This window comes from Candidatus Limnocylindrales bacterium, assembly GCA_035559535.1.
GTDB lineage: Bacteria > Moduliflexota > Moduliflexia > Moduliflexales > JAUQPW01 > JAUQPW01.
On record DATMBG010000006.1, the window covers coordinates 38,904 to 57,765 of the forward strand.

Sequence of the window (18,862 nt, forward strand, 5' to 3'; positions counted from 1 at the left end):
TGCTCCTTATTTTTTAGAGAGGAATATCTAAAATTAAATCCAATGAGATCGTCATGCGTAAAATTCGACCTATTCTGTATGTAAGTATCCTGGTAATTCTTTTATTTGCAGTTTTCCTTAAAAGACATCACTTCTTCAAAAAAATCCTCATAACCCAGAGCCAACGAACCTCCGAGCAAACTCAAAAAATCAATCGAATCAAAAAAGATGTGAATATCATTCAACCCGAGCTAACCGACCCCAATATTGATACCTACCTTCATCCCCATATTGCTTATCGAAATTTAGAGGTTCCCGGGAAAGATAAACTCTTTGTGTTTCTGCCGGGTACCGAAGCTAAACCCAGTGGCGTGAAGCAACTACTTAAAGTAGTTGCGGATACCGGAACCCCCATTATTGGGCTAAGCTATCCTAATGAGCCTAGTGTTCGAGACCTCTGTCGGAGTGATTCGGAATGCTATGGTAAAGTTCGGGAAGAGGTCATTTACGGAGCGGATACATCTCCACTGGTTAATGTAAATCGTGCAAATTCTATTATGAACAGGCTCATCAAGCTGCTGCAATATCTGGATCGCCAATCTCCGGAGGAAGGATGGGGGGAGTTTCTTAGGGAGGGTAATCAGATTAACTGGGCAAAGATTATCATTGCAGGTCATTCCCAAGGAGGGGGACATGCCGCCTTTATTGCAAAAAATCATCTGGTGAGTCGTGTGGTTACCTTGGCTGCACCTTTTGATTCGCCCAACGAACCGGAGGATCCGAAAATTAAACCTGCCAGTTGGTTACTTGAACCCCATGTGACCCCGGGTAACCGTTATTATGGTTTTGGTCATGTAGAGGATTTTGCATTAACGGTTCTTGTACCGATCTGGAGAACTTTACAATATCCTGGGGAACCCGTGAATGTTGATAAAACAAGTCCTCCCTATAATAATAGTCATCAACTTTATACTGCTTTGGAACCTTCTGCAGTAAAAAACGTCCGTATAGGTATCCAAAAGGAAGCTCATATGATGATTGTATCCGATATAGCAACACCCCTCGACAAAAATGGAGAACCGGTATTTGCTCCGGTGTGGAGGTATATGTGTTGCCAAGAATAGAATGCCGTGTAAAGATGAGATGTCTATTATTCATAAAATCTTTTTCATTCTCTATAACCAGGGAATTCTTCTTTTTTTACTTGTAATTCTTCTGGGATGTACCCAAATTGGGAGGGGGAGCCCTGTGGGTAGATTACCACCCGAATTTGAACAAATTAGAAGAGAGGTTCATATCATTCGGCCTTATCAAACAGACCCCAATATTAATACCTATCCTAATCCGCATATTGCCTATCGAAATTTACGGGTTCCAAGGAAAAACAGACTTTTCGTGTTTTTACCGGGTACAGAAGCGAAGCCCAGCGGGGTTAAACATCTCCTTAAAGTCGTTTCAGATACCGGCATACCGGTTATTGGGTTGAGTTATCCTAATGAACCCAGTGTTCGAAGTCTTTGCCAAAACGATCCTGATTGTTATGGTAGAGTCCGCCACGAAATTATCTATGGGGTCAATACCTCTCCCCTTGTTAATGTAGATCCTGCAAATTCCATTGTCGGCAGACTCACCAGACTATTGCAATATTTAAATTACCAGTTTCCCCAAGAAGGATGGGGAGAATTTCTTATCAATGGTAATCAAATTAACTGGTCCAAGATCATTCTGGCGGGTCATTCTCAAGGAGGAGGACATGCAGCCTATATTGCTAAGGATAACGTGGTCAGTCGCGTCATTACCTTTGCTTCACCTTTTGATACCATCAGTCAGCCGGGAGATCCAAGAATCAGACCTGCAAACTGGTTACTCCAACCCCATGTAACTCCTGCAAATCGTTATTACGGTTTTGGTCATATTAACGATTTTGCACTGGATGTTCTTGTACCCATCTGGAGAGCCCAGCAATACCCGGGCGAACCTGTAAATGTAGACAGCGCAAATTCCTGGTACAATTACAGCCATCAACTTTATACTACCAGACCTCCTCGAACCGGAAATACCTATCGCGATGCGCACATGAGTATTGTTTTGGATATAGCAACCCCCTTGGACAGGAATGGATATCCCGTTTTTGCTCCTGTATGGAGGTATCTCTGCTGCTCAGGTTAACCACGTATATTTAAAGGGGCTGGTTATTTTCCTTAGAGTTATCTTCCACCCGAGGCCGCTACAGGAATATCTCCGGGCTGACCCCATATATTGAGAGTAGAAATTCTAAACCCGGAGGAAGAAGTCAGGATAAACCATTCTCCCGTAGAAGCCTGAAAAATTCCCAAGTCAGTCCGTCTATCCCCGTCAAAATCTGCCTGAACCGGGAAATCGCCAGGTCGTGATACTTTTTGAACCATTTCACCTTTTTTGAGCAAAACGATCCAGGTATGAGTGACCGATCTCCAGATGGCTACATCAGCCAGTCCATCGCCATCGTAATCTCCAGGTACCGGAAAATCTCCCGGCTGTCCCAGGATGGAAATAGTACTCCCTCCACTGGAGTTAAGGATGTACCAGGTTCCGTTGGAAGGTCGAAAAACGGCTATATCCGTTTTTCCATCTCCATCATAATCGGCCGGTGTAGGGATATCTCCGGCAATACCCCAGGAGGTAACCATAAAGTTAATGGGATTGGAGGGGGAAGATCCCGATAAAGAAATCCACCATTCTCCTGTCGCAGGCCTCCAGATAGCACGATCTGTTTTTTTGTCTCCGTCATAGTCCCCCGGAACTGGAATATCTCCCCGGATACCCCAATTCTGAACGTCCTCACTCCCATTCAAAAGAACATGCCAATCTCCTGTAGAAGGTCGCCAGAAGGCAAAATCTGCAGTTCCATTTCCATCATAATCGCCTGGAACCGGAATATCTTCAGAGGATCCGAAAAATACAGGAGAAGTTCCCAGAACTAACCACTCCCCGGTAGAAGGTCTATAAAGGGCAATATCGGCTTTACCATCTCCATTGTAATCTGCCGTGTAGGCTACCGGGACTGTGTCAGAAATTTTAGCGATAAAAGCGTCTCCGAACCCCCCCCCAAAATTTGGTTGAAGCGCATTTACGGTTGGGAAGTTGGTTGAAGCGGCTCCACCGGCTATGTAAGCGGCACCTGCCGCGTCTACGGCCACCGCAAGACCAAATTCTCGGAAAATATCATTATTACCGCCGAGGTAAGTTGCATAAACAATGGAAGAACCTGTGGCATCCAACTTCGCTAGGAAGGCATCGCTAAATCCTCCTCCAAAAGTGGATTGTATAGAATTTGCTGTAGGCATGTCGGGTGAGCTGGTATCACAAACCACGTAAATATTCCCGGAGGTATCCACGGCGATATCGTTACCGATGTCAAAGTCACTACCTCCGAGATAGGTCGAAAAAACCAGAGAAGACCCTGTTGGATTCAACTTTGCGACAAAGGCATCAAAAGCATCACTGGGATTGGTATAACCCCCCCCAAAAACTGCTTGCAGGGCATTCACGGTGGGAAAATCTAAAGAACGGGTAAAACCGGTCACATAGGCATTACCGTATTTATCTACGGCAATCCCGTGCCCAGTTTCTCCCTTACTGCCACCCAAATAAGTGGAGTAAATAAAAGCAGTACCGGTAGCATTTAGTTTTACCACGAAGGCATCGGTGGGGAAGTCTGAATCTCCCCCCGCAAAGGAAGGTTGCAAAGCCTGAGCTGTCGGAAAGTCGACCGACTCGGTAGTGCCCATGATGTAAGCATTACCCAGGGTATCGACTGCAATATCATAACCCGATTCTCGACCACTCCCCCCCAGGTAAGTAGAGTAGACAAGGGCAGAGCCTGTTGAATTTAACTTGGCCACGAAGACATCCTCGCAGGGAGGAAGGGCACAAAGATCTGCGCCCTTATTTGGCTGCAAGGGGTTCATAACGGGAAAGTTGGTGGATCGGGTCCCCCCGGTTATATAAGCATTGCCAGAAGCATCTACGGCGATACTGTGACCCAGATCACTCTCACTGCCCCCGAGATAGGTGGCATAAATGAGTTTAGAACCTGAGGAATTCAATTTTACTACAAAGGCATCATCAAATCCGCCTCGTTTGGGTTGTAAAGGATTTACCAATGGGAAATCCGGAGAACTGGTCTGACCGGTCAGATAGATATTATTCAGAGGATCCAGGGCAATCCCATAGCTAAAATCACGGCCACTACCCCCCAAATAGGTGGCATAGAGGAGGGTAGATCCTGTGGAATCTAGTTTTGCAACAAAGGCATCGATGAAGCCGTTAAAAGTATTCTGGAAAGGTTTCTGGGTAGGAAAGTTAATCGAATCCGTGGTGCCCGTTACATAAACGTTACCTAACGTATCTACAGCGATGGCACGGCCAAATTCACCATAAATGTTGGTACTCCCCCCCAAATAGGTTGAGTAGATTAACACGGGATCTATAATCAGGGTTTTGGAAGCCATGTAAGTACCCAATTGAAATCCGATTTTAGCTGGCTTTCTGTCTTTTTGTAGGAAGGGATTCTCCGTAAGCTCCTCCTGGTTGAGTATCACATAACGACCAGGAATTACCTGCCTTGTACCATTGATCTCTTGATAGATAACCGGCTTTTGTTGCCGGATTTCGCCTATGGGAGTGTAAAGTACAAGATCCCCATTGAGATCAATTTCAAGTTTCTCTACCCCTTCAAAAGAGAATTGGATAGCCGTAAGGTCTGCACCTGGAGTAATGACCCAATCATACTCTAAATGGCCTTGGTGACTGTGATAAACCAGATTTACACCGGGATACACATCCTGATACACCACTTTTCCATAAGTTGGGATCTCCGTACGCCACCTGTCAGGATCATTACCGATAAAATAATTGCGCTTGCCTGGTAATTCATCTAGCCCATTTATAAGGGGCTGAGGGTTAGCACCTATGAGTTGCATTCGAAGTACTGCGCTCGTATCCCTGTATAAATCGCTATCTTGTTTAAATAAATCCTCGATTTGTTCTACCTTTCGAGCCTTCCTTTCTTCCTTCTTAAGGATCCATACCGCCTCGGTAGGGGTCAAATACAAGTGGTAACCGCTCCCACGAACCAGGAACTTTACTTCAGGATCGGTTTGGCCTTGATTGATCTCAAAACTCAGGGATGGTTGTGTATAGGTCGGGGGTATCTGGGTTGGTTGTTCAGGAGTTAAGGGAGGTTGTGGTGGGGCCGCGAATACTGGCTGCAAATAGGCTGTCGGTCCTGGAAACCCCGATACAAGCCAGACTAAATACCCAACCCAGAGGATCAGGTGTTTTAAGTAGTACTTCATGGTAATGTTATAACTCCATCCGGGGCGAGTAAGCAAATGAAGCCATAAGGGAATGAAGCATTTCTCCTCCCTGACTCCCGTCGACGAGGGAACGAGGGACCGGTCAAATTAGCTATTTTTTTTAAACGGTCCAAAAATCATCCCTATGATGGCTCCAACGGCTGCCCCCATAAGCCCTATGAAAATGACTCCAATGGTACCCTGGAAAATACTCTCCAGAATAGCTCCGAGAATTTCCATACCAGTCCCTTCATGCACTCCGATTAGTATTCCAAAACCCATTCCAAGCATTGCTCCGAGGATCGCGCCAACCGTACCTCCCACCAGAGCCCCTCCGAGCGCCCGGTCTGGGAGACGGTGGGACTGTAATTCGGGAGGCAGTAGACGATAGATCTGGGATATGCTGTTTTCTAATCTCTTTTTTCTATCTGGGGTTGATCCGGTTTCAAACTTTGAGCCTTTATCCGTGTTCATGGGTCAAGGAAAGGGAGACTATACAGGATGTATTTACCAGGGTTTTATATTCTTTATTCAAATTACTACTACACTGTTTACTTAATTTTAGCCTCATAGGGCTACTTTCACTCCCCAGCTCCCCTCTCCCGCAGCGTGGGAGAGGGGCCGGGGGTGAGGGTAACTCTATAGGATCAAATTTAACTTTACAAAGTATTACTGTCCCTCAATAATTGTAATCTCCTGGTTGACCGGAACATTCTTCAAGGTCTGTTTTATACCACTGGGCCATTCGATTGAAATCCGATCAACCAAGGTAATCTGGCCCAACCCAAAGTGGAGAGGGCCGGCTCCCTGGGAAAGATAATGTCCACCTCCACCACCATTGGCCTCTCGATATTGAATAGTTTGGCCGCTCTTGATCTGAACCTTGGTTCCCAACCCTTGTCGGTCGCTTAGGGTTCCTATGAGCTTGATCTTAAGCCAGTTGTTTCCATTTCCTTCGTTATGATAAAGAAAATGCGGTCCTTTTTGAAAGGGAAAGGGATCCTGTCCATTGGTAACAAAGAGATCTAGAAATCCATCGTTATCATAATCCCCCCAGGCAGCACCACGGCCTCGACCTTCCCCTAAAGCTTCAACACCCCTCAAGCTGGCTACGTTGGTAAAAGTTCCATCCCGATTGTTTCTATAGAGATAGTTGGGAGCATCTCCTGCAGAAGCACTTCCAGAGTTGACTACATAAAGATCTAGATAACCATCGTTATCGAAATCTCCCCATACCGCAGCGTTGTTATTACTGGTGCTTCCGACTCCAGCTTGATCGGTTACATCTGTAAACGTCCCATCTCCATTATTCCTATAAAGGGTATCCTTCAAAATTTGCGCTTGAGAGGATGGCGTAATGCGGAGAAATCCTTGTAAGGGAGTAATCGAGGTTAGGCAACACCCCGTAATGACCCCATAAAATTGGTAATTGCCATTACCATCTCCACTCCATCGAACGTGCCAGATTCTTGTGGAAGAAGTTCCATCCAGGTTATCTGCCCAAATGAAGAAACCTAAATTAACTCCCGGTACATAAATGGGTTGTCCAAGACTGGAATCTCCGGTTATCGAAAAGGGAATTTCTCCCGGATGAATCCCTCCCTGCCCTATGAAAACCAACGTGGGCTGGTGATTTTTTCCCACATATAAATCGAACGTAAGGGACTCTGCACTCGTTTGAAAGTCAAATCCTGTACCGGTATGACCGGTTATTTTATCGGTGAAGGAAACCACGGAAGCATTCCAGGACAGGCTCCCATTTTGATCATTGAAACCTCTGGATATGAAAAGATCCAGGTTACCATCGTTATTATAATCCCCCCAGGCAATACCTTTTCCATTGGTTAGAGGACCAAGACCTGCAGCCTCTGTGACATTCTTAAACTTTCCATGTTTGTTATTCTTCAGCAAAATATCAGGCCCATCCCCTACACAGAGGATATCCGGAAAGCCATCTTTATCATAATCTGCAAAAGCGCACTCGGGATACTGAAGTCCCCCAAGACCGGCCTGTGCCGTCACATCTGTAAAGGTCCCATTTCCATTATTCCTATAGAGGACTAAAGGCGTGTCCAGATTCCCAATCAGAAGGTCCAGGTATCCATCGTTATCATAATCTCCCCAGGCTACACTTCGTCCCCTCCCAAAAGCATTGGGAACCCCTGCTAACAGGGTAATATCCCTGAAATGTCCGGCTCCGGTATTCAAATAAAATCTATCCCGCTTCCCACCCACATCGGTTCCGTTACTTGCTCCGATAGTTATGAACAAATCCAGATCCCCGTCATTATCGAAGTCTCCCCATGCGGAGCCGTGATAGTCTTGCTCTGCTACAATACCGGAGTTTTGTTGAATATTCGTAAACGTTCCATTTCCATTATTTTGATACAACCGAGGAGCAAGTTCATAGTGATTATCCACAAAGAGGTCGAGATTTCCATCATTATTGAAATCACCCCAGATGGGATTTCCAAAGGTATAGCCTTCCGGGGAAAGTCCTGAAGAAAGTGTAACATCGGTAAAAGTGGGAATTACCAGTCGTTTTCGTAGCTCCCCCTGAACTCCCTTTGCTTCTAACACAATTCGATCGGGATTAGTCAATACAGTGACGAGGCCATATCCCGCATTTCCATTGTTACCGGATATAATTCCTTCACTCCAGGTTCCTTTGGGACCAGAGTCTCCACTCAAAAGGTTCGTATGGGGAACATTAAGCTCAGGAAGCCCGGCAAAAGTTCCGTCATCGATCCCACCTCCTGAATGTAAGTCTGCAGAGATAAGGATAACCCCCTGGATGTTGTTCTGTCGGATAAAATCTAAAATTTCGATCCGTTCTGTGTTATAAGCTCCCCAACTATCCCTGGGCTTACAGGTGGGATTAAAGCATACGGTGGAGATCAAAAACTTCCATCGAGCTGTTGAGGCTAATAAGCCGGCTTTTAGCCAATCTTTCTGCCCATCGGGAATATGATCCCCGTCAAGCATGGACTTCTCCGGTCCATCCGGGTCGGTACTGGGATCTCTTTGGGACCGTAGGTCCAACATGAAAAATTCGGCCTGACCGTAAGTAAATTTATACCAGATACCGCCTGTGGGGTTCGCCAAGTCAGGGGATGGGTAATACTCCCGAAAAGCTCGTATGGCATCTGCCCGCCCCGGAAACGTCTTGTCCCCATTATTGGTTCCATAATCATGATCGTCATAAACATGGAATAAAGGAAATCGAGGAGCGAGGTAATAAAAGAAATCAAACCCCGAAGCAGTATATAATCCTCGAACTTCCCGGTGCATGCGCCGCATCTCTTCCAGTGTCTGAGGATCTCTGTGATCAAAATCGCCAATCTGAAGGATAAAGGCCGGAGACTCTGCGGTTACCTGGGTATAAACCGGAGCCGGAACGGTAGGATATTTTTTAGTATTGATGAGATCTGCCAGAATAGCAAAACGGAAATCTCTAGCTGTACCGGGAGGAGGAAAGGTGGTAAAGGAGGGAAAAGGAGTAATCTGTTGAGGAAAACCATCCACCAGAACACGATAAGAGTAACGCGTCTCAGGTTTCAGGCCATTAAGCGTAATAAGGGTTGTAAAGTCCGTATCTGTTCCTGTCAGAACAGGAGCAGTCTGAAGAGGTGAGGTAAGGGCCGCATCCTCAGAAAATTCAATAACCACAGACGCGGCACTATCGGTCCGGACAAAAACTTTGGCAGAAGTATCTGTTACAGCGCCAACCAATGGACCATCGGTCTGAACAGCAGCTAACAAAGGTTCTACCGGTAAAAGTAAGAAGACGAAAGACAAAAGACAAAAAATAAAGACCCCAGGTAGGGTGTCTTTATCGAATCTAACTGAAGAAATAAAAGGGAAAAGATCATGGTTCGTAGGTTCTTTTGGTTTTTGCTTTTTTAAATAAAAAAGCGAGAGCAGGAAAACTCTCCTTTTCATTTTTATTGGTTTCCTTTCATTTTTCCAGAGGCGATTCATTTAAAACTTCTATTTTTGCCGACCTCAGGATCTGGAGGGTTTCTCGATATAATCGCCTGGCTTCAGGCAGGTTATTACGATGGAGATGATCTATGATTTGGTTCAGTTTGGTTTGAGCTTCAAGAAGTTGATCCCCAACCTGGGGATAGTCTTTCTGGAGGAGATCCAGGGTATTTCTGGCTTCCTGGAATTCCTCTATGGATTTAGGTAAGTCCCGGGTAGAAAGTGCCCTTCTAGCCTGGCGCAATTGTTGGGTTAGTTGGCGAATTGTAGAAGTGGAAAGTTCATTGCCAAGGGGTTTCGATCCTTCCAGGGTGGAGGTTCCATTATCTATTGTTTCTGAGCTTTTACTTGTACCGGACTTTTGAAATTCAGAAGATTTGACCGAGACCCTTTGAAGTTGGGTAGCTGCAAATTGGATATCTTCCCTAAACTCTGGATTAACCACATCAAACTCATAAATTTCCAGGTAACTCGCTCCTCCTGCAAGGCCATTTTCTATAGCTTTTCGTAAGTTCCCCACCCGATTGGCCGTACCCAACATCTGAAATCCAATCGTCGTTTGCTTACTGAACTGTTGCAGGACCTTTAACCTTTCGGGGGAGGTATTAGCACTTAACCAATTTCCCTGGATAAACAACCGGCTCTTATAGGTCCCGAGGCCATAATCGATAATTTGTTGAGGAAGCTCCCGGTTTCCTAGGATTTGAAAAGCCATGTTTAAGACAATCGCTTTATTTGGAAAGGCCCTGGCATAGGCATCTATGCATTGTTTCCAGGCATCGAGTAGTTTAGCCGGGGTATACCCAAAACTTTCCCAGTCTTTTTCTTTACCTCGGAGATGGAATTCCACTGAAGTAACGGTAGGCCCTGCAACGGCAACCGCATAAAGGTTAGGATTGGCCCGGTATCGCTTTCCCAGATTATCGATAAAATTTGTCCACTTAGCTAAATAAACGGGATCCCAGGGGACCGGTAGAGAAGGCAGTCTATCCTGAACAGGGGGTCCACCATCTGGAAGCCCTTGTTCATTGCCTATAAAGGTCTCTCCTCTATCAGGGTTGGAAGAAAAGCGCTTTTTGCGGGGAGAACGTCCCCTATCGTCTGGTCGCTGAACCCTTTGAGCGCCCGCTTGATAGACCCACTCGGGTGTAAAAACACCGGGGTGAACCCGAAGGATAACTTTTTTATTGTATTGGGCGGCCGTTTGAAAAACTTCATCGAGATAACTCCAGACATAATGACCTTCCACAGGCTCTAGGGTCCACCATTTAACCCGGGGACTTATTCCTCGAACATACGGAGAATTTAACCCTGTTGGATTAAAAGGTTCCTCCATTTTATTCAGGACATAAACCCCATAACCTTCGCTAGAGATGCCACTCATCTCCGTTCCTTCTTCCTGCGGTGAGTCTGTCGAATCCATAAAAGCTAAAGAAGAAGTAGGGACACAGCAGGTTGTGCCGGTACGGGATGAAGGGACAGAAGGTAGAAAACAAAAAACAAAAAGTAAAGAAAAGAAGAAAAAAAACCTCTTTCTGATTAATAACCAAAATTGCATATATCTTCTTTGATTTTATTCTATATGGGTAAGTCCTGTCGCAAGCAATAATTGAATCACAGGAACTCCATTTTCAACTCTTTCCTTCTCCATACGTGTCCAATAAAGCCAGCTATCTGGATATCGCGCAACATAATACTCCAATTGTGTGAAGTAATTCTGGACAATTCCTTTGAAGACTTCCTCATCTTCTTGCTGGACTTTGATAGGTTCCTTAAAAACAAAATGATGGGTTCCGTCTTCCCGTCGGATTACAAAGCTTAGAACTATAGGCGCACCGCTTTTTGCAGCCATAAGAACAGGTCCAAGCGGCGCTTTCAGCTTGACATTAAAGAAGTTGACTAAGGTGAATTTTTTTCCTAGAGGTCCGTCCCCGGCTGCACTGATAACTCGATTTTCTGCCAGGGATCGATACTGGTTTATAACTGCAGAAACCAGGGATTTTGAGGAGGTAATAATCTGGAAATTTCCTCGTTCTTTCCAGATCGAAGATCTGAGGTCTAAGATTTTCTGGGAAATCCAGGGACTTGCCCCTTTCGTCCCTGTTAATACCAGGATAGGACTCATTTTGTAGCCTTTATAGGTCAGATAAGTAGCTATCAGATTGGCAGAGCTAAAATGAAAATTTACTCCTACAACACCTTTCCCTTCGGCTAAGGCCTGATCTAGATAACTTATCCCTTCATTGCTACAGGCGTCAAAATATTTTTTATAATCCTCTCTCGCCATAATAAAGAGATCGGTATAGGCCTTTTGTTTATGGATATAAATACCCCGTACAACGGCTTTTTTCTCCTGAAAATTAAGTTTATCTCCCAAAACCATATCCAGATTATGGATTATTTTACGTTTTTGTTTAGAAGGGACAAACAAGTAATGGATACTACCCAGTAAGGTGGCTATCTGATAACCGATCCGGAAAGGTAAAACTTGAATTAGCCAGCGATAGGGATAATAAACCAGAAGTAAAGAAAAATCCTTAAGATAGCGCTTTATGGGGAATTCTTTCATAGAGTTTGACTGAGCTCACCAGAGGTTTTAATCGGTTATTCCGGGAATTACCTGCATTACAGGAACTCCATTCTCAAAACCTTCCTTCTCCATGCGTGCCCAATGGGTCCAATAATCGGGATGCTGGGAAATATAATGCTCTAAATGCCGGATATATTCCTGAACAGCTCCTTTTAAGATTTCTTCCTCCTCTCCCTCGACCTGAATCGGTTCTTTAAAGACGAAATATTGCGTAAAGTCTTTTTGCAAAATCACAAAACCAGGAACTATCCCTGCGCCGCTTTTTGCAGCCATGAGGACAGGTCCCAGAGGAACTTTTAGTTTTACATTAAAAAAGTCTACCAGAGTAAATCTTTTCCCAAGTGCCCCATCTCCCGTTGCATCGATAATTTGATTCTGCTTTAAGCACTCATACTGAATTCTAACTAAAGACAACAGAGATTTCAAGGAGGTAATAACTTGATAATTTCCCCGTGTTTTCCAGATGGAACTTTTAATACCCAGGACCTTTTGTGAAACCCAGGGGCTGGTATCCTTGAGATGGGTGGGCAATACCAGTAAAGGAGTTATTTTATAACCTCGATAAGCTAAATAGGCTGAAACCAGATTAACAGGACCAAAATGAAAGGTGACGACTACTAAACCTTTACCTCGAGATAAAACTTCGTCTATATAATTCAGACCTTCTACCTTACAGGCCCGGAAATACTTCCCATAATCTTTTCTTCCCATAATAAAAAGATCCATGAGGATCCTGTGTTTAGTAGCATAAAAACGTTTTAAAATAGTTTTCTTTTCTTGAAGGTTAAACTTATCGCCAAAAATGAGATTTAAGTTAGTAAGAATTTGATGTTTTTGTTTAGGGGAAGCGAAGAGATATTGGATATTTCCCAATAAAGTAGCCAGCTTATAGCTAATCCGAAAGGGTAAAGTCTGGATTAGCCAACGATAGGGAAAATAAACCAGCAAAAGCAGGAGGTTTTTGAAATACAGCTTCATGTTAATGATCCGGAGCGCCCTTGAACCCGGTACCCGGTTTTGTGAAATCGTATATGCACCTGTATAACAGAGGTTACGGCTTAAGACCTTAACACAGGCACAGCATGCTGTGTCCCTGCTACTTTGTAAAGTTAATGCTGTGTAACGCTCTGCCCTCACCCCAGGCCCCTCTCCTACGCTGCGGAGAGGGGTGAGAAGATCTCTGGGTTAGCTTCTGGTGAACCCCTTCTTCCGAAGCTTCGGGAGAGGGGTGCTTTGGGAGTTGGCCTGTTTAAGGACTAAATCTCTATTCGTCCTATTCGATGAGATTCGGTCTCAACAAATTGTTCTGCCACCCCTTGTACCCATATAACCGATCATTTGGATGCTCGGCAATCCCATAGGCGAGTTAGATAAATACTCCCGGGCAATACCCTTTAGCCTACCTGATCGGTCAAGTGCATAATTCCTGCCAGAAGTGGATTTTTATGGATTGCCTACTTCATAAGTTCAAGGGTAAGAATCGAAATCTTCGGGAACTTTGAACGTGTCTTTAAGGCAAGGGGAAAATGGAGGTTTTAAGTGGGATCGGAGAGATCAATGAAAAAGCCTAACTTCCTCCCTCCTGTCCTACAGAACCAGGAAGATGAAAGTTAGGCCGATAAAAGCTACTTTATAAAGGTTGAATTATCGTGGAACACATAAACAAACGAAGTTTTTCTGGGCATACTCTTTCCCGTTAAAAGGCACCAGGCAATTAAAGGTATCAGTTACATTCTTACCGGGAACATAACCTGAAGAATATTGTCTTCTCCCCCTCTTTGCTGATGTGGGTACACCGCAGACAAATAGCTGAGCCGTTGCACCTGACTTACTTCCTTCAGCTCCCGCATAAACCGGAGCCTGACCGGCTCTGGTACAGGTCGTATCGCAATTGGTTCCAGGAGGTGCAGCTAACCAACTATAGTTGGCAGCCCAAACCAGATCTTCTACTAAAGAAATTCCTGTCAGTAAAACAGCTAAAGAGGCAATTAAAATTTTCGTTTTCATAGCTAACCTCCCTTTTTAGAGAAAAATTATAAAAACTGCCCACCTTCGATCCCTTTATAAGAAGACGCACAAATAACTTTAAGGTTTCTAGGCTGATAAAGAAATGTCTCCTGGGCTTACTTCTCATTAACCTCCCTTGTAGGAAAAAATTTCTTTCCCTACAAGGGATTTCCTCCTTAGAAGGATAAATTATCGAGGAACACACAAGCAAACAAAGCTTTGTATGACGTTTTCTTTTCCATTAAAAGGTACATTGCAGGTCGTTGTTGCCACTACATTCTTACCGGGGACAAATCCGGAGGAATATTGTTGTCTCTGTCTCTGATATATTTTAACATCCACGCCACAGACGTAAAGTTGCGTAGCTGCACCTGATTTGCTCCCCTCGGTTCCAGAATACACCGCGACCTGACCGGCTCTTCCGCAAGTGGTATCACAGTTGGTTCCCTGGGCAGGTATCCAGGTGTAATTGGCGGCTAAAGTACTCTGGGAGAATAAAAAAATTCCTACCACCAGCAAAGAGGGTACTAAAACTTTGGTTTTCATAGGAGCCTCCTTTTTATCCGAAAGGTTAACAGTTGTTTTACTAACTTTTGTTAATTAAACGGATTATTACGGAGGCTAGATACTAACGTTTTTTTATTCTTCCGTCAATCAAAAAGTTTATAAATTTTCTCCGGGTAACGGTATTTTTTCTTCAAAACCGCCAGGTCATTGACGCAAAAACCAATCTATCCAGGACGGCAACTTCACTTTCAGCATGGGGATCAACAAGATTTTGACCCGTTACGGCGACTTCAAGGGTATCATTCAAGAAAGTTTTAGCCACTCGAACATCCAATCGGGTGTATGGAGGCAAGGAAATAGTTGGATCGGAGAGGGGCGCAGTATGATCCACGTAGCTTAACTGAAGATTGGTCGAAAACCCATTTGGAAACTTAGCCCTCAATCCCAGATTGACTTTATGCCGGGGCGTTGACTTATCCAGATCTCCGGGGCGCAAAGCGCCCTCATCGCTAATATCAATAAACTCATAGGTATAATTGGCTCTTCCCTGTAACCAGTCTGTTAAAGGGGTCATGACCTCTAATTCAACTCCCTTGGAAAAACCATTAAATCCATCACTGATAAAAGTAGCTCGTGTGACCCCTGGAGGAGGTGGTGCAGGAGCGCTCCTGGGGAATTTGTCGATATCATTATAGTAGAGTTCTACGTTAAGGCGGAGTTTATCCCACAGATAAGTCCGGTAGCCTATTTCATAGGCGGTATTAATTGCAGAATCCAGGTTTGGGTTGGAAAGTCGAGCAACGATGGCACCGGTTGGTAGAGTTACCCGGGTTTCATTAAAGACCTCAAATTGGGAGGGGGGTAGGATGGCCTGTCCCATAGCAAATCGAAAGGTATGATTCTTCCAGGGAGTATAAAGGAGAGTTCCTCGGGGGGCCACATCGGTTCCAGAAAGAGTATTATCCTGAACCCGTATTCCGGCAACCAAAGTTAACTGATCTGATGGTTTGTATTCATCCTGAATATAGAAGCCCAAGGCGCTATCCTGGCGACTGTGGATATTACCCTGGGGAGCATCCAAAAAATCCAGAATATAATCTCCACCGAATACCAATTGATGTTGGGGGAGGAAAGAGAAGTTATATTGAAATTCTGCACCCAAAGTATCCATATCAAACTCTCGAATCCCGGAGACGGGATTCAAGAAGATGAACTTTGCGTTGGTGACATTCCAGTATCCTTGAACAAAAAGAGTTGAAGTGGGAGAAAACCGATTTTCATACCAACTCTGTAGGAAAAAACTTTCGAACTCTTCATGACCCGGTTCTCCGGCCGGATTTGCAGGAACGGGAAAACTTCCGGATCGGTCTCCGGTAAGATAACCTGTGGAGAGATGAAAATCTGAATCTTCAGACAGGTGATATTTAGCCCGAAAGGTCGCCTTGGGAATACGTTTTGCGTCCTCTAAGGGAGTTCCCTGCAGGCTCTTATCGAAACCGGTATCCTGTTCATAACTGGTGGAGAGCCGATAGGAAAATTTATCATTATACACCTGATCATAAATGAGCGTTGCGAGGCCTAATTCCTCATTACCTCCAAGGGTAGAGGAGAGAGTCCATCCCTTATACTTTTCTGGATCTTTCGTAATGATATTAATAACCCCTGTAAAGGCATTAATCCCATACAAGGTAGAACCGGGACCTCGAAGGATTTCAATGCGCTCGATATCCTCTAAAGAAAGGGGGAAGGTTCTCCAGAAAGTTCCACCCTGTTGATGGAGAAAAATAATACGTCGATCGATCATCACGAGCATGGTTCTGGCGGTTTCCGAAGCAAATCCACGGGCTGACACTACAGAGCGAGGCCCATCCAGGGTTATAACATCCATACCCGGGATCATCCTGAAGAGATCTATAACATTCGTAGCTCCAGACTGTCGAATATCGTCAGCGGTGATAACGGAAACTGCTGAAGGGGATTCACTTAGATGCTGGAGTCTCCGGGAACCGATGGCAACAAGTTGCTCAACACGAAAAAACTCTTCTTCCCGGAAGATCGATCTATCCTCAGAAATAACCTGAGCGAGTATCTGGGGAGTTAAGAGATAAGAGATAAAAGATAAAAGAAAAAAAGTTCCTTCTAACAGCCGGACCCAAAAGGTCTCGCATTTCCAAGTAGAATGGCCTGGTCGTATGCTTTTCATCAACTTATTAAGTAAAGAAAGACACTTAAATTCAGAAAGGCAGTAACCCTCGTAGGGGCATGGCGGTGCCATGCCCCTACATAATCGGTTAGTAGCCAAGGGAACTTATTTATCTCCGTTTGCCAGGTTCCAGCCAGCAGCGTTCCCGCTGCCAGGGATAAGAGGGCAGTCCGACGCACTGCCCGTCGGTTGGATAGAGCCAGCTCCAGTCGATGGAATACCCCAAGGTATAGAGGGCACCCAGAGACCGAAGCATGGTCATTCGGTCTTCTTTTCCATCGAGAGGGGATCGATCCATGATTCCTTTCTGGTCATTAGAGTTTGAAGTCTTTCGGCCTGAAGAGATATTCGGGTGAACTTCTCCCCGAAGAAAAATCTCCAGACACCGGATGAGTTCCTCCCGCGAGCGAAATACCAGGGCCAGGCGGTAGTCGTGATGACTTCGCCGTACACTGGCCGTATAACACAGATCTCGTAACGAAACGGCAGAGCCAGTATTTCCAACTCCTAAAAAGCTCTGATATGCCTGTACAAGAGCCTGAAGAGCTTTCTGGCTGTGTGCGGATAACGGAAGCAGGTACGGTGGATCCAAAGGGAGGTCTTTCTCCTGTTTATAGGCTTCTGGAACTCCTGGAGTTCCCTCTAAAACGGCATGGGCGTTGGTTCCCCCGAAGCCAAAGGAACTCACTCCGGCGAGAGTTGGACCGGATTCCTGGGGCCAGGGGCCCAGAGTTTGTTGAACTAGCAGTAGGAGCTCCTCAAAAGGGATATGTGGATTAGGTTTGTGGAAATGTAAGCTCGGGGGGAGCTCGCGGTGTCTAAGGGCCAATACGGTTTTAACCAGACCGGCGATACCTGCTGCGGTTTCCAGATGTCCAATATTGGTCTTGACTGAACCTATAGCACAATAGTGTCCGGGAGGACGGTCTATTGCAAGGACAGTCCCCAGTGCCTGGGCTTCAATGGGATCCCCCAAGAGGGTTCCTGTACCATGGGCTTCAATATACTGAACCTGACCCGGTGAAACTTCGGCCTGCCGGTAAGCTTCTCGCAACACCTCTTCCTGAGCCCACCGGTTAGGAGCCGTGAGTCCGTTGGTGCGTCCGTTATTATTGATAGCACTTCCCCGAATAACAGCATAAATCGGATCATGATCGGTCAGGGCGTTTGACAGGGGTTTTAAGACCACCATACCGGCCCCTTCACCACGAACATAGCCATTTGCCCCTGCATCAAAAGCCTTGCAACGACCCTCGGGAGATAGAGCCCTTGCTTTACTGAAGCCAATGGTAAGTTCTGGTGATAGGATGACGTTTACCCCCCCGGCCAGGGCAAGGGAAGATTCATGGGTCCAGAGACTTTGGCAGGCAAGATGGACGGCAACCAGGGAGGAGGAGCAGGCCGTATCTATGGAAATACTGGGTCCTCTAAAATCAAAGAGATAAGAAATACGATTCGATGCAATGGATAATAAGTTACCGGTATTCGTGTAAGCATTGATGAAATCAGGATTGCTTAATTGCATCCGACCGTAATCTCCGGGTCCAATTCCAATAAATACCCCCGTTCGGGTACCTGCCAGCCGATCTACCACCTGTCCGGCATCTTCGAGGGCTTCCCAGGCTACCTCCAACAAGAGTCGTTGTTGGGGATCCATTCGAGCAGCTTCCCATGAGAGGATCTTGAAAAAGTGATAATCAAATTGATCTATCTGCTCCAGAAAGCCCCCCCAACGCGTGTTCATTTTGCCCGGTGCTTTAAGATCGGGGTGGTAAAAGGCTTGCAAATCCCAACGATCCGCCGGAACTTCTGTGACGGCATCTACTCCGTCCCGGAGAAGCCGCCAGAAAGCCTCTAGATTTCCGGCACCCGGGAAACGACAAGCCATACCGATAACCGCGATAGGTTCCATTTTCTCCCGTCCTCTATAGCTTTTCCATTAAGTACGGGCGATCTGCTGGTCGCTCCTACCGTTCCAGGATTGTTCCAGGATCAGATTAATCAGGTCTTCAACGGTACTAACTTTTGTAAAATCCACCGAATCCAGCCGGATAGAAAATGCTTTTTCTATAACAATAATCATCTCTACCGTATCCAGGGATTTGATACCCAGATCTTCTTGCAAGCGGGTATCCAAAGTAAGGAATTCAATATCTTCGGGATTCAAGATATCCCTTAAAAGGGTCCGAAGATTTTCAAAAACCTCTTCCTTGGATAAGGTTTGATTTTGTTTTACAGATGACATGTAGCCCC

The 18,862-nt window shown here is 45.4% G+C and carries 13 protein-coding genes; 2 read left to right on the forward strand and 11 right to left on the reverse strand.

Annotated elements, in window-relative coordinates; genetic code table 11:
- The first annotated feature begins 53 nt into the window (after positions 1 to 53).
- Positions 54 to 1,103 carry a hypothetical protein gene (locus VNM22_01240; protein ID HWP45760.1) on the forward strand — a complete coding sequence of 350 codons (1,050 nt, stop codon included), beginning with the start codon at positions 54 to 56 and terminating at the stop codon, positions 1,101 to 1,103.
- A gap of 124 nt (positions 1,104 to 1,227) precedes the next feature.
- Positions 1,228 to 2,148, forward strand: a complete 921-nt coding sequence (locus VNM22_01245; protein HWP45761.1) for a hypothetical protein — start codon at positions 1,228 to 1,230, stop codon at positions 2,146 to 2,148.
- A gap of 38 nt (positions 2,149 to 2,186) precedes the next feature.
- Here VNM22_01245 and VNM22_01250 read toward each other — a convergent pair whose 3' ends face one another.
- The 11 genes from VNM22_01250 to VNM22_01300 all read right to left on the reverse strand — a co-directional run bounded on the left by VNM22_01250 (position 2,187) and on the right by VNM22_01300 (position 18,854).
- On the reverse strand, positions 2,187 to 5,318 hold the full coding sequence (locus tag VNM22_01250) for an SBBP repeat-containing protein (GenBank protein HWP45762.1): 3,132 nt from the start codon (positions 5,316 to 5,318) through the stop codon (positions 2,187 to 2,189).
- A 108-nt stretch (positions 5,319 to 5,426) separates the two neighbouring features.
- Positions 5,427 to 5,642 (reverse strand): hypothetical protein, encoded by a 216-nt coding sequence (locus VNM22_01255; GenBank protein ID HWP45763.1) that lies wholly within the window; start codon positions 5,640 to 5,642, stop codon positions 5,427 to 5,429.
- A gap of 345 nt (positions 5,643 to 5,987) precedes the next feature.
- The gene (locus VNM22_01260) at positions 5,988 to 9,080 is read right to left on the reverse strand and encodes an FG-GAP-like repeat-containing protein (protein ID HWP45764.1); all 3,093 of its coding nucleotides are present in this window, start codon (positions 9,078 to 9,080) and stop codon (positions 5,988 to 5,990) included.
- Between the two features lie 196 nt (positions 9,081 to 9,276).
- The gene (locus VNM22_01265) at positions 9,277 to 10,686 is read right to left on the reverse strand and encodes a beta-galactosidase (GenBank protein HWP45765.1); all 1,410 of its coding nucleotides are present in this window, start codon (positions 10,684 to 10,686) and stop codon (positions 9,277 to 9,279) included.
- Positions 10,687 to 10,875: 189 nt separating this feature from the next.
- A complete protein-coding gene (locus VNM22_01270; GenBank protein ID HWP45766.1) occupies positions 10,876 to 11,871 on the reverse strand; it encodes a lysophospholipid acyltransferase family protein in 996 nt (331 codons plus the stop codon).
- 27 nt (positions 11,872 to 11,898) lie between these two features.
- Positions 11,899 to 12,870: a lysophospholipid acyltransferase family protein gene (locus VNM22_01275; protein ID HWP45767.1), complete on the reverse strand. Its 972-nt coding sequence runs from the start codon at positions 12,868 to 12,870 to the stop codon at positions 11,899 to 11,901.
- 666 nt (positions 12,871 to 13,536) lie between these two features.
- Entirely contained in the window at positions 13,537 to 13,899 is a 363-nt protein-coding gene (locus VNM22_01280) for a hypothetical protein (protein ID HWP45768.1), read from the reverse strand.
- A 189-nt stretch (positions 13,900 to 14,088) separates the two neighbouring features.
- Positions 14,089 to 14,445 carry a hypothetical protein gene (locus tag VNM22_01285; GenBank protein ID HWP45769.1) on the reverse strand — a complete coding sequence of 119 codons (357 nt, stop codon included), beginning with the start codon at positions 14,443 to 14,445 and terminating at the stop codon, positions 14,089 to 14,091.
- Between the two features lie 151 nt (positions 14,446 to 14,596).
- Entirely contained in the window at positions 14,597 to 16,609 is a 2,013-nt protein-coding gene (locus VNM22_01290; GenBank protein ID HWP45770.1) for a TonB-dependent receptor, read from the reverse strand.
- Positions 16,610 to 16,718: 109 nt separating this feature from the next.
- On the reverse strand, positions 16,719 to 18,521 hold the full coding sequence (locus VNM22_01295; protein HWP45771.1) for a beta-ketoacyl synthase N-terminal-like domain-containing protein: 1,803 nt from the start codon (positions 18,519 to 18,521) through the stop codon (positions 16,719 to 16,721).
- Positions 18,522 to 18,548: 27 nt separating this feature from the next.
- Complete coding sequence (locus VNM22_01300) at positions 18,549 to 18,854, reverse strand: acyl carrier protein (protein HWP45772.1); 306 nt, start codon at positions 18,852 to 18,854, stop codon at positions 18,549 to 18,551.
- Positions 18,855 to 18,862: the final 8 nt, after the last annotated feature.

What these genes read in the sequence shown, in the direction of transcription:
- VNM22_01250 (HWP45762.1), bottom strand. Translation starts at nt 5,318, where the DNA reads ATGAAGTACTACTTAAAACACCTGATCCTCTGGGTTGGGTATTTAGTC.
- VNM22_01280 (HWP45768.1), bottom strand. Translation starts at nt 13,899, where the DNA reads ATGAAAACGAAAATTTTAATTGCCTCTTTAGCTGTTTTACTGACAGGA.
- VNM22_01265 (HWP45765.1), bottom strand. Translation starts at nt 10,686, where the DNA reads ATGAGTGGCATCTCTAGCGAAGGTTATGGGGTTTATGTCCTGAATAAA.
- VNM22_01240 (HWP45760.1), top strand. Translation starts at nt 54, where the DNA reads ATGCGTAAAATTCGACCTATTCTGTATGTAAGTATCCTGGTAATTCTT.
- VNM22_01270 (HWP45766.1), bottom strand. Translation starts at nt 11,871, where the DNA reads ATGAAAGAATTCCCCATAAAGCGCTATCTTAAGGATTTTTCTTTACTT.
- VNM22_01300 (HWP45772.1), bottom strand. Translation starts at nt 18,854, where the DNA reads ATGTCATCTGTAAAACAAAATCAAACCTTATCCAAGGAAGAGGTTTTT.
- VNM22_01285 (HWP45769.1), bottom strand. Translation starts at nt 14,445, where the DNA reads ATGAAAACCAAAGTTTTAGTACCCTCTTTGCTGGTGGTAGGAATTTTT.
- VNM22_01295 (HWP45771.1), bottom strand. Translation starts at nt 18,521, where the DNA reads ATGGAACCTATCGCGGTTATCGGTATGGCTTGTCGTTTCCCGGGTGCC.
- VNM22_01275 (HWP45767.1), bottom strand. Translation starts at nt 12,870, where the DNA reads ATGAAGCTGTATTTCAAAAACCTCCTGCTTTTGCTGGTTTATTTTCCC.
- VNM22_01290 (HWP45770.1), bottom strand. Translation starts at nt 16,609, where the DNA reads ATGAAAAGCATACGACCAGGCCATTCTACTTGGAAATGCGAGACCTTT.